Origin of the sequence: Microbacterium sp. NPDC089321, assembly GCF_040684935.1 — a bacterium.
Lineage (GTDB): Bacteria > Actinomycetota > Actinomycetes > Actinomycetales > Microbacteriaceae > Microbacterium.
The window spans coordinates 297448-310738 of the sequence record NZ_JBFBGX010000001.1; the positions used below are offsets into that span (position 1 = coordinate 297448).

Sequence of the window (13291 nt, forward strand, 5' to 3'; positions counted from 1 at the left end):
GGCGCCGACACCGTGCGGACCGGCCGGCACCGCTCAGTAGTACACGGCGAGCGGGCCGTGCGGCCCGTCGATCACCTGCACGGGGGTCTCGAACACGCGAGTCAGCACCTCGTCCGTCATGATCTCGGCCGGGGCGCCGAACTCGACGACCTTGCCGTCCTTCATGGCGCAGATGCGGTCGGCGTAATGGCCGGCGAAGTTGATGTCGTGAAGCACGATGACGACCGTGCGGCCGAGCTCGTCGGCGGCACGGCGCAGCTGGGCCATCATGGTCACCGCGTGCTTCATGTCGAGGTTGTTCAGGGGCTCGTCGAGCAGCACGACGTCGGTGTCCTGGGCGAGCACCATCGCGACATACGCCCGCTGACGCTGGCCGCCGGAGAGCTCGTCGAGGTAGCGGTGCTCGAGCATCCCGAGATCGAGGAAGTCGATCGAGCGGCTGATCATCTCCTCGTCCGCCCTGGTCAGCCGGCCCTTCGAATGCGGGAAGCGCCCGAATCCGACGAGCTGGCGCACGGTGAGGCGAGTGACGAAGTGATTCTCCTGCCGCAGGATCGAGACGACCTTGGCGAGGTCGGCCGACTTCGTCGATGCGACATCGAGTCCCGCGATCTCGATGGTTCCGGCATCCATGCCCATCAGCCGGCCGACCATCGTGAGCAGCGTCGACTTGCCCGCGCCGTTCGGCCCGATGAGGGCGGTGATGCCGCCCTCGGGGATCACGAGGTCGACCGGCCCGATGCCGACTTCGTCGGAGTACTGACGGCGCACATCAGAGATGGTGATCACAGGCGGCCCTTCCTGAGGATGACGATGAGGAACACGACGCCGCCGATCAGCTCGATGATGATCGAGACGACGCCCTGCGCGTAGAAGAAGTTGCGCATCACGAAGTAGGCGCCCGAGAGGATCGTGAACGCGGTGAGCACGGCGACCGGGAACACGAGCCGGTGATCGTCGGATCCGGCGAACTGATATGCGAGCGTCGCCACCAGGAACCCGAGGAACGTCATCGGACCGACCAGCGCGGTCGACGTCGCCATCAGCACCGCGACGAGGAAGAGCGTGATCATGAGCTCGCGACGGTGGTTCAGACCGAGCGCGTTCGCCGTGTCCGCCCCCAGCGCCATCACATTGAGGCGGCGGGCTCGCATCCAGAGCAGAGCCGATGCCGAGACGCACAGCGGCACGGCCACGGGAAGGTACGACGGGTCAGCGTTCGAGATGTTGCCGAAGAGACGCGCCGCGAGCACGTCGAACTCGCTCGGGGTCAGCAGCCGCTGCATGAACGTCGCGATCGCGCCGAGGCCGCCTCCGATCACGATGCCGATCAGCAGCATGATCTGCAGGTTCGCGTACCGGCCGGTCAGAAGCCATCCGTAGAGCAGCATGGCGAGCGCGACCATGATGGCGATCTGGATGCCGAACTGCAGCAGCCCCTGCATCGCGATCAGGCCGGCGACGCCGAACAGATACACCGACGAGGTCTGCACCGCGCGGTACAGCGACTCGAATCCGAGGATCGACGGCGTGACGATGCGGTTCGTCGCGATCGTCTGGAAGCTGACGGTGGCGACGGCCTGGCAGACGGCGACGAGGATCATGACGAGCACGTTGGTGAGCCGCAGCTGCGCGATGCGCCAGAATCCCTCGGTGCCGAACGGCATCGGGTTGTCCCACGCGAGCAGACCGAGGCCGAAGCCGGCCGAGAGCACGATGAGGATCAGGAGTGCGATCGCATAGCGGCGCCGCGCCCTGGCATCCGGGAACAGACCCGACGACGTGCGCGTCGGCACCGGCACCGCACTCGCGCGCCTAAGCATGGCGACGCTGCCTGAGCAGGAGCAGGACGAAGACCACCGCGCCGACGATGCCGAGGATCAGCGAGACCGGCACCTCGAAGGGCATGACCACGATGCGGCCGATCAGGTCGCAGACAGTGACGATGCCGACGCCCAGGAGGCAGACCCACGGCAGGTTGCTGCGCAGGTCGTCGCCGCGCAGCATCGAGACGATGTTGGGCACGATCAGCCCGAGGAAGGGCAGGTTGCCGACGACGACGGTGACGACTCCGGTGACCACGGCGATGAGGGCGGTGCCGAGCAGCATGATGCGGTCGTAGTCGAGTCCGACGTTGGTGGCGATCTCCTCGCCGAGGCCGGCGACGGTGAGCCTGTCGGCGACGATGAAGACGATCACGCCGACTGCGGCGACGATCCAGAGCATCTCGTACTGGCCGCGCAGAACCGAGGTGAAGCTGCCGGCGAACCAGACGCCGAGGCTCTGCAGGGTGTTCGTCGCGAGGGCGAGGTACGTCGAGACCGCGCCGACGACGGCGCCGAGCATGATGCCGACGATCGGGACGATGAGCGACGAGCGAAGCGAGACCCTCTTGAGGAAGAGGAAGAAGATCATGGTGCCGATGAATGCGGCGACGACGGCGCCGGCCATCCGCAGTGGCAGCGACGGGTGCGGCACGAGCACCATGACCGTGAGCAGGCCGAGACCCGCCCATTCGGTGGTGCCCGTGGTGGTCGGCTCGACGAAGCGGTTCTGCGTGAGCAGCTGCATGACGAGGCCGGCCATGGCCATCGAGGCGCCCGCGAGCACGAGCGCGATGGTGCGCGGGATGCGGGTGATCTGGAACATCTCGGCGCCGTCCGCGGCGCCCGCGATGTCATAGACACCGGTGAAGAGCGAGGCGACGAGCAGGGCCGCGACGACCAGGATGCCGATCAGCAGCTTCGCGTCGAACAGGCGTCCGCGGGTCTGGGCGGCGCCGCGTCCCGCACGGGCGGGAGCGGGCTCGGTCGGAGTGAGGGTGCGTGTCATGGTGCGGGTGCGCGGTGGCATCCGGATTCGACCGGATGCCACCGCACAGTGTCACTTCTCGGACTTCTCGAGCGCGTCGGCGAAGTCGTTGAGGAAGGTCGTGTACGTCTGGATGCTCTCGTTGAGGTACGTGTCGGTGGGCATGTAGACGATCTGCGCGTCCTTGACGGCGGTGACGGATGCCAGCGCCTCGGAGTTCTCGAGGATCTCGGCGGCCTGCACGTAGTTCGGCTCCTCGTCGGCGAAGACCGCGTCGCGGTCCATCACGAGGATCCAGTCGGGGTTCGACTTCGCGATGGCCTCGACCGAGATGTCGTCGCCCTGGTGGTCGTCGGTGGCGCCCTCGACCTCGAGCGCGGGGGTCAGGCCGAGGATGTCGAAGATCGGGCCGAGCGTGCGGCCGACCTTCGGGGCGATGTAGCCGATCTCGCCACCCGATGTGGTGACGGCCATGACCTTGTCCGCGTCGTCGTAGGCATCCTTGGCGCGGGCGACGGCGGCGTCGAAATCGTCGACCAGCTTCTTCGCCTCGGCCTGCTTGCCGAAGACCTCGCCGAGCACGGTGACCTGGCGCTTGAGCTCGTCGTCGAAGGGCTCGCCCTCGCGGGGGTCGAGCTCGAGGATGGTCGCGTCGGGCACGAGGCTCGCGAGCTTGTCGTGGTGCTGGGTGAAGCGCTGGCCGTTGATGATCAGGTCGGGCTCGACGGCGACGACCGACTCGAGGTCGGGCTCGTTGTGATTGCCGAGGTCGATGACGCTCTTGTCGGTCTTGTAGTCGACGGTCACCGGCATGAGGGCGACGGCGCCGGCCGACAGCTCGATGCCCCAGTCGCTGAGCGTCTGGAAGGTGCGGTTGTCTGTCGCGACGACCGACTTCGGAGGGGTGGAGATCTTGTGCATGCCGTTGTTGTCTTCGACGGTGACGGTGCTCGCGGTCTTGGGCGCGGCCTCTTCGGCTTCGGCGGCGGGGCCGGTGGAGCAGCCTGCGAGTGCGAGGACGCTGACGAGACCGAGAGCGGTTCCGCCGATGATTCGGGGCATGGACATGGAGAGTCTCCTGTTCTGCGGGGTGGTGCGCGAGCTGCGCGGAAGCGAGTCCGTCCTCGCCGCGACTTAGGTTAGCCTTACTTTATGAGCGATGTGAAATCCGGTTTCTCGATCGAACGACAGGGCATCGATCTGCGCTTCCGCGCTGCGGCCCTCGAATCGCGTGAATGGCTCGCGCCGAACTACGTGCGCGTGCGCCTGACCGGCACCGAGCTCGCAGGTTTCACGTCTCTCGGCGCAGACGACCACATGCGCCTGTTCTTCGCGGCCGGTCCCACGTCTTCGGTCGACGAGCTCCGCGCGTCGCCGAGCCGCGAGTACACCCCGCTCGCGTGGGGAGAGAACTGGCTCGACGTCGAGTTCGCCGTGCACGGCGATGAGGGCGTGGGCGCGCCGTGGGCGGCGACAGCGCCCGTGGGCTCGTTCATCGGCGTGGGCGGCCCGCGCGGGTCGGCGGTGCTGACGGGCGAGCCGGGATCATGGCTGCTCGTGGGTGACGAGACCGCGATCCCGGCGATCCGTCGCTTCGCTTCGATGATCCCCTCGGGTGCGCCGGCGCGGATCGTGATCGAGGTCGTGTCCGAGTCCGATCAGCTGGCTGTCGATGCCCCTGTCGCGGTCGAGTGGCTGCACCGCGGCGACGCCCCGGCCGGATCCGCGCTCATCTCGTTCGTCGAGGGGCTGGTCGAGACGGATGCCGTGGGCGAAGACCCCTTCGTGTTCATCGCGGCGGAGCAGTCGATCGTCAGACCAGGTCGTGCGCTGCTCGCCCGCTGGGGGGTAGACGCGGCGAACGCCGTCGTGAAGGGCTACTGGAAGCGCGGGACTGCGGAGTATCACGCACCGCATTGACGTGTCGGCGCAACCGAAACGCAGGAGATCACTCGAAACGCAGGAGGGATGACCGGATCCGCTCCTGCATTTCGCGCGAACTCCTGTGTTCGGCGCAACCGGGCATCCGCACCTCGGTGCGAGAGACTGAACAGCATGGCGCTTCTCGACCATCTCGGCATCTCGGTCCTCGACATCGAGCGGGCACGACAGCAGTTCCATCCGGTGCTGACCGCGCTCGGATACTCGGTCGGCGTCGAGGCCGAGCACGGCATCTCGTGGCACAACGGCGATGAGACGGAGTTCATCGTCCTCCAGATCCGCGACGACGCCGAAGCCGTTCCGCACCGGCACGGCGAGGCCGGATGGCAGCACCTCGCGTTCGCCGTCGGGTCGCGTGGCGAGGTCGATCAGCTGCACCGCGTGGCGATGGATGCCGGATGGACGGCCGTGCGCGAGCCCAAGATCTACACGCGCTTCAGCGACCGGTACTACGCGTCTTTCGTCGAGGATGAGAGCGGCATCCGGCTCGAATTCGTGCACAACCCGCCGCGAGACGCGTGATGCTGGCCCGGGCCGACCGGTTCGACGCGCACCCACCGGTGCCGAACGGCACAGGGGTGCTGCTGGTCGCAGGCTCCAGCGGGCGCATCGAGGTCGACAGGGCTGGGCTGCTCGCCGCGCAGGGCGCCCGCGTGCGGGCGATGCGCTGGTTCGGCGGCGATGGCCAGCGGCCCGCACCGCATGAGGTGCCGGTCGAGCTGTTCGCCGAGCAGCTCGACGAGCTGCGTCAGGAATGCGATCGGGTGGTCGTGTTCGGCACATCGTTCGGCGCCGAGGCGGCGCTGCTGACGGCGACTGTCAGCCCTGTCGACGGGGTGATCGCGGTCGCTCCGACATCCGTCGTGTGGGCCGGCGCGCACGAGGGCGCCTGGTCGTCGCACTGGACGCTCGCGGGCGAGCCGGTGCCGTTCACGCCGTTCGATCCGGATTGGGTTCCGGATGCCGATCCGCCCGCCTACCGCGAGCTCTACGCCTCGAGCCTCATACGCTTCGCGGAACAGGCATCCGCAGCCAGGATCGCTGTCGAGCGCATCGAGGGCGAGGTGCTGCTGATCGTCGGCGACGACGATCAGGTCTGGCCGTCAGACGTGTTCGCGCAGGAGATCGTCGCGGCGCGGCGGTCAGCGGGGCTGGTCACGACGGTGATCGCGCATCCGGATGCCGGGCATCGCCTGCTGCTGCCCGGCGAGGAGCCGGCCAGTGGCGGCATGCGTATGGCACGCGGCGGATCAGCGGCCTCGGATGCTGAGCTCGGCGAGCGGGCCTGGCCTGAGATCCTTCGGGTCATCGGCTCGAACTGACGTGGGCAGGCTCGGAACGCAGGAGATCACACGAAATGCAGGAGGGATGCTGAGAATCGCACCTGCGATTCACGCGAGCTCCTGTGATCCGCGAGCGCGAGGAGGGGCCCCGGAAGAGGCATTGCGAATGTCGGCGGGGCGGCGAAGACTTGGCCTCGCCGGGCCCCGGCAGAACGCATCGAGAGGTGAGACATGCCCCTTCTGAACCCGTACATCTCCTTCCGCGACAACGCCCGCGAGGCGCTGGAGCGCTATCGCGAGGTGCTCGGCGGCGACCTGCAGATCATGACCTTCGGGTCGATGCCCGAGATGGGCTACAAGCCGAGCGAGAGCGAGCTCGTCATGCACGGTCAGCTCACCACCGACGACGGCATGGTGCTGATGGCGTCGGACACCCCGTCGAGCATGGAGCACCAGGCGCCGCAGGGCATCAGCGTCTCGCTCAGCGGCACCGAGTCCGACCGGCTGCGCGCCATCTGGGACGGTCTGCTCGACGGCGGCACGGCGACCATGCCCCTCGCCCCGGCGCCGTGGGGCGGCGACTTCGGCATGCTGGTCGACCGCTTCGGCGTGGCCTGGATGATGTCGATCGACGCCTCGTCCTGAATCGAGGTCAGTCAACGACCGGATCGGCCAGACTGGGGGCATGGCGACTTTCGATCACCTCGGCATCACCGTCGACGACGTGTCCTCGGCATCCGCGCAGTTCCATCCTGTTCTCGAGGCGCTGGGCTACACCAGGGCCCACAACGCAGATGATCACGCGTACTGGGTGCTCGAGGGCGAACCCGAGATCCTGCTGTACACGGCACGCGAGAAGGGCACGGGGCCGCACGTGCATGGCCGCGTCGGCTGGCAGCACCTCGCGTTCGCGGTCGACGCGCGTGACGAGGTCGACCGCATCCATGCAATCGCCATGAGCGCGGGCTGGAGCGAGGTGCGCGCGCCGAAGGACTACCCGCGCTTCAGCGACAGGTACTACGCGAGCTTCGTCGAGGACGCCAATGGCATCCGGCTCGAGATCATGCACAACCCGCCGCGTCAGGCCTGATCGCCCGCACCGGCTCTCACGGGATGTGGGTGCGAACGGCATCCGCTGATCGGCGGTCGACGACTCGTCAGCCCACGGGCTCCTGAACGGCCGCCTGGTCGGTGAAGGTGTGCTTCGGCACGAAGAACAGCACCGCCGCCGCCACCAGCGCGGTCACGCTGCACACGATCCACACGGTCATGTAGCCCGTCAGCGACCCGGCCGTCGAGTCCGGACCGCCGGTCGTCAGACCGTTCAGCAGCGCGATGCCGAAGACGCACGACGCGATCGCGCCGCCGAGGGTCTTCGACGTGTTGCTGAGCCCCGTCGCGACCCCGGTCTGCATCGCACGCGCGGCGGACGCTGCGGCGACAGGCAGGGCGGCGATGAGCGCGCCCGATCCGATACCCACGACCATCATGTTGACGATCGCCTGCAGGTACGTGGAGTGCAGCGGCAGGAACAGCAGGAAGCCGATGCCGATCAGGACGCACGCGGCCATCAGCGCCACCCGCGGCGAGACGCGGCGGGCGACGACCGGGTAGGCGAGCGCACCGGCGATCATGCCGATGAGGTAGATGCCGATGATCACCGAGGTCGCGAATCCGCTCGCGCCCAGTCCATAGCCGTGCACGGCGGGGTCAGTGCGGGCGAAGGTCGCAAGCGGCGCCTGCGCCCCGAGCATGCTCACCCCGAACAGAGCGGCGGTGACGAAGACCGGCCGAAGCGCGGGCGAACGGAACATCCGCACCTCGATCACGGGGTCTTCCTGGCGCAGCTCCCAGCGGACGAAGGGGACGACCAGCGCGATGCCGAGCAGCAGCACCGCCCACGACCACCAGCTCGTCAGGCCTCCGGGCAGGCGCAGCAGCCCGAGTCCGCCGGTGAAGGCGAGCAGCGCGGCCGCCACCAGAGACAGTCCGACGACATCGAGGCGACCGCCGGCGAGGTCCCGAGACTCCTTCACTCCGAACAGGATCACGAAGAAGCACGCGATGATCATCACCGCGGGGAACACGAGCACGACATCCAGCGGCAGCCGATCGATCAGCGCACCGCCCGTCAGCGCCCCGACGATCGCCCCGCCCTCGAGCGCGGCCACCAGCAGGCCGGCAGCCGCAGCCGCGATGACCGCACGGTCTCTTCTCGGTCGCACGCCCGACCAGATCAGCGCGATCTCGAGCGGCAGCCACACGACATAGACCCCCATCAGCGCCCATCCGGCGAGAAACACGATGAACGAGTCCGTGAAGGGCAGAACCAGTGCGGCGCCCGCCGTGACGGCGGTGGCGATCAGCAGCATGCGCCTGTGCCCGACCATGTCGCCGAGCTTCGCGAAGGCCGGCACGACCAGCGCCGACAGCATCAGCTGCGCGCCCTCGAGCCAGTTCACATCGGCATCGTGGATGCCCAGGTGACGGGCGATATCGGTGAGCATAGGCGTGTAATAGCCCTGCAGCACGCCGCTGGTGAACTCGACGAATGCGAGAAATCCGACGATGCCTGCGAGCGAGCCCAGCGCCACCCCGCGAACTGCTGCGGTCATCCTCTCCCCCTTGCCGTGCAGCCGGTTCCCACACCGTGCGCACGCGCTCAGAGTAGCGCGTCGGGCCGCCGCGGTAGCCACCGCACGGACCCACGCCAGGGACGCCCCGTCAGCGCAGCGCGTGCTCCGCGACGAAGGCGCGCAGCGCCCGCTCGTCGTCCGCCATCTCGGTGACGCGCTGCGGCGCGTCCATCATCTCGCGCAGAGCCGGCGAGAACTCGAGTTCGACGCCGATCGCCTCGGCGATGGTCTCGGCGAACTTCTGCGGCTTCGCGGTCTCGAGCACGAGCATGGGCACTTCGTGTTCGACGAACTCGCGGGCGACCTTGACGCCGTCAGCGGTGTGCGGGTCGATGATCTCACCGGTCTCTTCGTAGACCGAGCGGATCGTCGCGAGCCGGTCGGCGTGGGTCGACGTGCCGCTGACGATGCCGAACTCGCTCTCGAAGCGGCTCTGCTCGGCCGAGAAGTCGACCTGGCCCACGGCGTCGAGGGCGTCCCACGCCTGCACGACCCGGCCCGGATCGTGGTCGACCAGGTCGAAGATGAAGCGCTCGAGGTTCGACGCCTTCGAGATGTCCATCGACGGGCTCGAGGTCGCGTGGGTGTCGGCCGCGGATCGCGGGCGGTAGATGCCCGTGCGGAAGAACTCGTCGAGGACGTTGTTCTCGTTGGCGGCGAGCACGAGACGACGGATCGGAACGCCCATGCCCTTGGCGAAGAAGCCCGACAGGATGTTGCCGAAGTTGCCGGAGGGAACCGTGAACGACACCTCGAAGCCGGGGCGGAACTCCGGCTCGACGGCGTCGGTCACCCGCATCCACGCCCAGAAGTAGTAGACGACCTGAGCGGCGATGCGCCCCAGGTTGATCGAGTTGACCGCGCCGAGATTCTGCTCGCGCTTGAACTCGAGGTCGCCCGCGAGCCTCTTCACCAGGTTCTGGCAGTCGTCGAAGACGCCGTCGACGGCGATGTTGTGCACGTTGGCGTCCTGCAGCGAGAACATCTGCGCACGCTGGAAGGAGCTCATCCGGCCCTGCGGCGAGAGCATGAACACCGAGACCCGGTCCTTGCCGCGCAGCGCGTGCTCAGCCGCCGATCCGGTGTCGCCCGAGGTCGCGCCGACGATGTTCAGCACGCGCCCCTTCTTCTCGAGCACGTACTCCAGCACCTGGCCGAGGAACTGCATCGCCATGTCCTTGAACGCGAGAGTCGGGCCCTCCGAGAGGCCGACGAGCGTGAGCCCGCCGCCGATCGAGCGCAGCGGGACCACGGCATCCGGGAAGTCTGCGTACGCTGCCGCGGTCATGCGCGCGAGGTCGTCACGCGGGATGTCGGTGGCGAACAGCGAGAGCACCTCGGTCGCGAGCTGCGGGTAGGTGAGCGCACGCCACCGCTCGAGCGTCTCGGCGTCGACCTGCGGCAGCTGCTGCGGCACCGCGAGCCCGCCGTCCGGCGCGAGGCCCTCGAGCAGCGTCTCACTGAACGGCTGCGGCTGCATGCCGCCGCGGGTCGAGATGTACAGCACGAGAACTCCTCGGGTCGTCGGATCTCCCATTCTCGCAGGGTCGCCTCGGCGCCGAGGCCGGATGACGCCAGGCAGACGCCGACGCCTGTCACACTTCGCCGCTCGGCTCCGACAGACAGTCGGAGGCATCGACCGGATGCCCGGATGAGAGGACCACCATGACCAGGATCGACATGGGCCGCACCAACAAGCTCGGCTACGCCGCCGTCATCGGGATGGAGGCGTACTCGAGCAGGGCGGTCGAGAAGCGCCTGTACGAGCTGATCAAGCTTCGCGCGTCGATCCTCAACGGCTGCGGGTTCTGCGTCGACATGCATGCGACCGACGGGGCGAAGCACGGCATCCCCCAGCGCACACTGCACGCGGTCGGAGCGTGGCAGCACGCCCGCAACCTCTTCGAGCCGAAGGAGCTCGCGGCACTCGCCCTGACGGACGCGGTCACGAAGCTCGGCCCCGACACCGTGACCGACGAGATCTGGAACGCCGCAGCCGAGCACTTCAGCGAGAGCGAGCTGGGTGCCATCGTGATGGCGATCTGCACGATCAACGTCTGGAACCGCATCGCGATCGCGACAGAGATGGCTCCGCCGGTCGATGACAAGCACCCCATCGTGTGAGCGAAGGCCCAGCGCGGTAGCGTGAGCGACATGACCGTCGCCACCTCCGCCGCGCTGGCCTGGGAGGCCGAACGCGGCAGGCTGATCGGGATCGCGTACCGCATGCTCGGTGACTTCGGCCATGCCGAAGACGTCGTCTCGGAGGTCGCGATCGAGGCGCTGAAGGCCGAGCGGACGGATGCCGCGGCCGTGCGCTCCTGGCCCGCCTGGCTCACCACGACGTGCGTGCGCCGCTCGATCGATCGCGTGCGCGCGCTGGTCGCCGTGCGCGAGGAGTACACGGGGCACTGGCTGCCGGAGCCCGTCGCGACCGACCGGCTGCCCGACGACGCGGTCGCCGACCGCGAGCTGCTCTCACTCGCCCTGCTGCACCTCGCCGAGCAGCTCTCGCCTGAGGCGCGCGCCGCCGTGGTGCTGCACCGCGCCTACGCGATGACCGCCGTCGAGATCGGCGAGATCCTCGAGAAGTCGCCCGCGGCGGTGCGGCAGCTGATCTCGCGTGCCGAGCGCCGGCTGCAGATCGACGAGCATTCGCCTGCGCCGCACGCCGCTGATCCCGAGGCGCTCAGCAGCCTGCTCGCCGCCGTGCAGAACGGCGACCTCGACACCCTGCTGGCGCTGCTGACCGACGAGAGCATCCTGTGGACCGACGGCGGCGGCGTGGTCGCCGCGACCCGCAACCCGATCTTCGGTGCCGAGAAAGTGCACCGCTTCTACGTCGGCGTGCGCGAGAAGGCGAGGGCCTTCGATCCCGCGCACCCGTTCTCGGTCACGCCGATCGAGGTCAACGGCGAACTCGCCTTCGCGCTCAGCCACAGCGGTCGCACCGACGTGCTGACTCTCGAGTTCGATCAGGACGGCCGGATCCGCGGCATCCGGCAGGTGTGCAATCCGCTCAAGCTCACCCGCGCCTTCCCGCAGGCTGCCGCATAGCCGCTCAGTCGAGCAGGTGCCGCAGGTAGCGGTCGGGATCGCCGAGGAAGGAGCGCCAGTGCCGCACCAGCTCGAGGTCGTCCCAGGTCGTCTCGCGCAGCCCCCATTCGCCGACCTCGAGGATCGTCGCGCCCGGCACTGAGGCGAGCACCGGTGAGTGGGTCGCACAGAGCACCTGACCGCCCTCGTCGGCGATGCGGCGCAGAACCGAGATGAGGGTGAGGGTCGACGCGAACGACAGCGCCGCCTCGGGCTCGTCGAGGCAGTAGAAGCCCGGCGAATCGAAGCGGGTGCTCAGGATCTCGAGGAACGACTCCCCATGGCTCATCTCATGGAAGCGCGAATCTCCGCGCGACGAAGGATTCTGCTCGAGATACGTGTAGAAGGAGTGCATCGTCTCGGCGCGCAGGAAGAAGCCCCACGAGCTCGCGCCGATGCCCCGTTCGAGCCGCAGCCAGTCCGACAGCGGCGATTCGGTCGGCCTCGTGCTGTGCCGAGCGTTGCGCGACCCGCCCTCGGGCGACAATCCGTACGCCAGCGCGATCCCCTCGACGATGGTGGACTTGCCGCTGCCGTTCTCACCGACGAGGAACGTGACCCCCGGAGAGAGCCGCATCCCGTCACGCAGCAGCTGAGCGACCGCCGGGATGCCTGTGGGCCATTCGTCGCTCGGTTCTGGTGCGTCGTCGGTCGCGGTGACCGCGACCACCGGATGCCTGCGTCGCGTCCACCCCGGATCACCCGGCTTCATGCTCCCGACCCTATCCGCGTGCACCGACAGGCCGCGGGTGGCGCTCACGGCCTTACGGAGAGCACGGGCGGGCCCACAGTCGCTGCAGCACCGTGAAGCCCTCTTCGCCGCTGACAGTGCGGGTCTCGGTGCGCGTCACCCAGTCGTGCTCGTCGAAGGGAAGCGCCGCGAACTCCGCACGACGCTCGTCCGTCAGCTCTGCCACGTCGTCGTAGAAGCCGGGCACGCGCACCCGCCCCTGCTCGTCGTGCAGCGCGGCGAGCGCATGCGCGAGCGTGGTGGCCGGGTTCACTGTCGTTCCCGCGACGACCCCGCTGTGCACGTCGCGATCGGGCCCGCGCACCGTGAGCGTGGCATTGACCGTGCCGCGCATCGAGGTCACCGGCGCAGGTGCGTCGGCCTTCCACTGCACGGTGTCCGAGAAGACGATCACGTCGCAGGCGAGGCGCTCGGCGTGCTTCTCGAGCAGGCGGCGAGGCTGGGCGAGCCGGCCTACTCCTCACCCTCGATGAGCAGCTTCACGCTCATGGCTGCGCCGCCGTCGAGGTCGCGCAGCGCTCGCAGCGCCCATACGTGCGCGAGGGCCTGACCCTTGGCATCCGACGCTCCCCTGCCGTAGAGCCGGCCGTCCCGCCGCACAGGTGTGAACGGCTCGGTCTCGGCCCATTCCCCTGGCTTGACCGTGCGGACGTCGTGATGGCTGTAGACCAGCGCGGTGGGCGCCTCGGGGCCCGCGCTGTACTCGCCGAGCACCGCCCATGAATCCCCGATTCGAGCACGGACGCCTCGAGCCCTGCCGCACGCATCTCCCC

General features: G+C 68.5%; 16 protein-coding genes. 7 read left to right on the plus strand and 9 right to left on the minus strand.

Features of this window, described 5'->3' with window-relative positions; all coding sequences use genetic code 11:
* Positions 1-33: 33 nt before the first annotated feature.
* From AB0N59_RS01365 to AB0N59_RS01380, 4 genes are read right to left on the minus strand one after another with little or no spacing between them, the layout of a single operon-like run.
* A complete protein-coding gene (locus tag AB0N59_RS01365) occupies positions 34-789 on the minus strand; it encodes an ATP-binding cassette domain-containing protein (protein ID WP_363477665.1) in 756 nt (251 codons plus the stop codon).
* Positions 786-1823 carry an iron chelate uptake ABC transporter family permease subunit gene (locus AB0N59_RS01370; protein WP_363477668.1) on the minus strand — a complete coding sequence of 346 codons (1038 nt, stop codon included), beginning with the start codon at positions 1821-1823 and terminating at the stop codon, positions 786-788. Before AB0N59_RS01370 ends, AB0N59_RS01365 begins: the two co-directional genes overlap by 4 nt.
* Positions 1816-2832: an iron chelate uptake ABC transporter family permease subunit gene (locus tag AB0N59_RS01375; RefSeq protein ID WP_363481159.1), complete on the minus strand. Its 1017-nt coding sequence runs from the start codon at positions 2830-2832 to the stop codon at positions 1816-1818. The genes AB0N59_RS01370 and AB0N59_RS01375 overlap by 8 nt, the downstream gene beginning before the upstream one ends.
* A 51-nt stretch (positions 2833-2883) precedes the next feature.
* Positions 2884-3879 (minus strand): ABC transporter substrate-binding protein, encoded by a 996-nt coding sequence (locus AB0N59_RS01380; RefSeq protein WP_363477671.1) that lies wholly within the window; start codon positions 3877-3879, stop codon positions 2884-2886.
* 84 nt (positions 3880-3963) lie between these two features.
* Here AB0N59_RS01380 and AB0N59_RS01385 point away from each other — a divergent pair, with 84 nt between their 5' ends.
* From AB0N59_RS01385 to AB0N59_RS01405, 5 genes are all read left to right on the plus strand, one after another.
* On the plus strand, positions 3964-4731 hold the full coding sequence (locus AB0N59_RS01385; RefSeq protein WP_363477674.1) for a siderophore-interacting protein: 768 nt from the start codon (positions 3964-3966) through the stop codon (positions 4729-4731).
* A gap of 135 nt (positions 4732-4866) precedes the next feature.
* Complete coding sequence (locus AB0N59_RS01390) at positions 4867-5274, plus strand: VOC family protein (RefSeq protein WP_363477677.1); 408 nt, start codon at positions 4867-4869, stop codon at positions 5272-5274.
* Positions 5274-6074: an alpha/beta fold hydrolase gene (locus AB0N59_RS01395; RefSeq protein WP_363477680.1), complete on the plus strand. Its 801-nt coding sequence runs from the start codon at positions 5274-5276 to the stop codon at positions 6072-6074. Before AB0N59_RS01390 ends, AB0N59_RS01395 begins: the two co-directional genes overlap by 1 nt.
* A 192-nt stretch (positions 6075-6266) precedes the next feature.
* Positions 6267-6680, plus strand: a complete 414-nt coding sequence (locus tag AB0N59_RS01400; protein ID WP_363477683.1) for a VOC family protein — start codon at positions 6267-6269, stop codon at positions 6678-6680.
* A gap of 40 nt (positions 6681-6720) precedes the next feature.
* Positions 6721-7125: a VOC family protein gene (locus tag AB0N59_RS01405; protein WP_363477686.1), complete on the plus strand. Its 405-nt coding sequence runs from the start codon at positions 6721-6723 to the stop codon at positions 7123-7125.
* 67 nt (positions 7126-7192) lie between these two features.
* On the opposite strand, the gene AB0N59_RS01410 is transcribed toward AB0N59_RS01405, so the two are convergent.
* Together AB0N59_RS01410 and thrC are read right to left on the minus strand one after the other, a co-directional pair.
* Positions 7193-8650, minus strand: coding sequence for an MFS transporter (locus AB0N59_RS01410; RefSeq protein ID WP_363477688.1), 1458 nt, complete (start codon positions 8648-8650; stop codon positions 7193-7195).
* A gap of 109 nt (positions 8651-8759) precedes the next feature.
* On the minus strand, positions 8760-10178 hold the full coding sequence (gene thrC, locus AB0N59_RS01415) for a threonine synthase (protein WP_363481162.1): 1419 nt from the start codon (positions 10176-10178) through the stop codon (positions 8760-8762).
* Between the two features lie 158 nt (positions 10179-10336).
* Here thrC and AB0N59_RS01420 point away from each other — a divergent pair, with 158 nt between their 5' ends.
* The gene (locus AB0N59_RS01420; RefSeq protein WP_363477691.1) at positions 10337-10795 is read left to right on the plus strand and encodes a carboxymuconolactone decarboxylase family protein; all 459 of its coding nucleotides are present in this window, start codon (positions 10337-10339) and stop codon (positions 10793-10795) included.
* A 30-nt stretch (positions 10796-10825) separates the two neighbouring features.
* Positions 10826-11728: a sigma-70 family RNA polymerase sigma factor gene (locus AB0N59_RS01425; RefSeq protein ID WP_363477694.1), complete on the plus strand. Its 903-nt coding sequence runs from the start codon at positions 10826-10828 to the stop codon at positions 11726-11728.
* Positions 11729-11732: 4 nt separating this feature from the next.
* Here AB0N59_RS01425 and AB0N59_RS01430 read toward each other — a convergent pair whose 3' ends face one another.
* Genes AB0N59_RS01430 through AB0N59_RS01440 form a run of 3 tightly spaced genes read right to left on the minus strand, consistent with a single transcriptional unit; the run spans position 11733 to position 13232 of the window.
* Positions 11733-12479: an AAA family ATPase gene (locus AB0N59_RS01430; protein ID WP_363477697.1), complete on the minus strand. Its 747-nt coding sequence runs from the start codon at positions 12477-12479 to the stop codon at positions 11733-11735.
* A gap of 52 nt (positions 12480-12531) precedes the next feature.
* Positions 12532-12912, minus strand: a complete 381-nt coding sequence (locus tag AB0N59_RS01435; RefSeq protein ID WP_363477700.1) for a peptidase dimerization domain-containing protein — start codon at positions 12910-12912, stop codon at positions 12532-12534.
* 59 nt (positions 12913-12971) lie between these two features.
* The gene (locus AB0N59_RS01440; protein ID WP_363477703.1) at positions 12972-13232 is read right to left on the minus strand and encodes a M20/M25/M40 family metallo-hydrolase; all 261 of its coding nucleotides are present in this window, start codon (positions 13230-13232) and stop codon (positions 12972-12974) included.
* Between the last annotated feature and the right edge of the window lie 59 nt (positions 13233-13291).

Bases quoted from the DNA above. Each gene is read 5' to 3' on its own strand.
- AB0N59_RS01370 (WP_363477668.1), bottom strand. From the start codon at position 1,823: ATGCTTAGGCGCGCGAGTGCGGTGCCGGTGCCGACGCGCACGTCGTCG.
- AB0N59_RS01375 (WP_363481159.1), bottom strand. From the start codon at position 2,832: ATGACACGCACCCTCACTCCGACCGAGCCCGCTCCCGCCCGTGCGGGA.
- AB0N59_RS01380 (WP_363477671.1), bottom strand. From the start codon at position 3,879: ATGTCCATGCCCCGAATCATCGGCGGAACCGCTCTCGGTCTCGTCAGC.
- AB0N59_RS01385 (WP_363477674.1), top strand. From the start codon at position 3,964: ATGAGCGATGTGAAATCCGGTTTCTCGATCGAACGACAGGGCATCGAT.
- AB0N59_RS01390 (WP_363477677.1), top strand. From the start codon at position 4,867: ATGGCGCTTCTCGACCATCTCGGCATCTCGGTCCTCGACATCGAGCGG.
- AB0N59_RS01395 (WP_363477680.1), top strand. From the start codon at position 5,274: ATGCTGGCCCGGGCCGACCGGTTCGACGCGCACCCACCGGTGCCGAAC.
- AB0N59_RS01400 (WP_363477683.1), top strand. From the start codon at position 6,267: ATGCCCCTTCTGAACCCGTACATCTCCTTCCGCGACAACGCCCGCGAG.
- AB0N59_RS01405 (WP_363477686.1), top strand. From the start codon at position 6,721: ATGGCGACTTTCGATCACCTCGGCATCACCGTCGACGACGTGTCCTCG.
- AB0N59_RS01410 (WP_363477688.1), bottom strand. From the start codon at position 8,650: ATGACCGCAGCAGTTCGCGGGGTGGCGCTGGGCTCGCTCGCAGGCATC.
- AB0N59_RS01420 (WP_363477691.1), top strand. From the start codon at position 10,337: ATGACCAGGATCGACATGGGCCGCACCAACAAGCTCGGCTACGCCGCC.
- AB0N59_RS01425 (WP_363477694.1), top strand. From the start codon at position 10,826: ATGACCGTCGCCACCTCCGCCGCGCTGGCCTGGGAGGCCGAACGCGGC.
- AB0N59_RS01430 (WP_363477697.1), bottom strand. From the start codon at position 12,479: ATGAAGCCGGGTGATCCGGGGTGGACGCGACGCAGGCATCCGGTGGTC.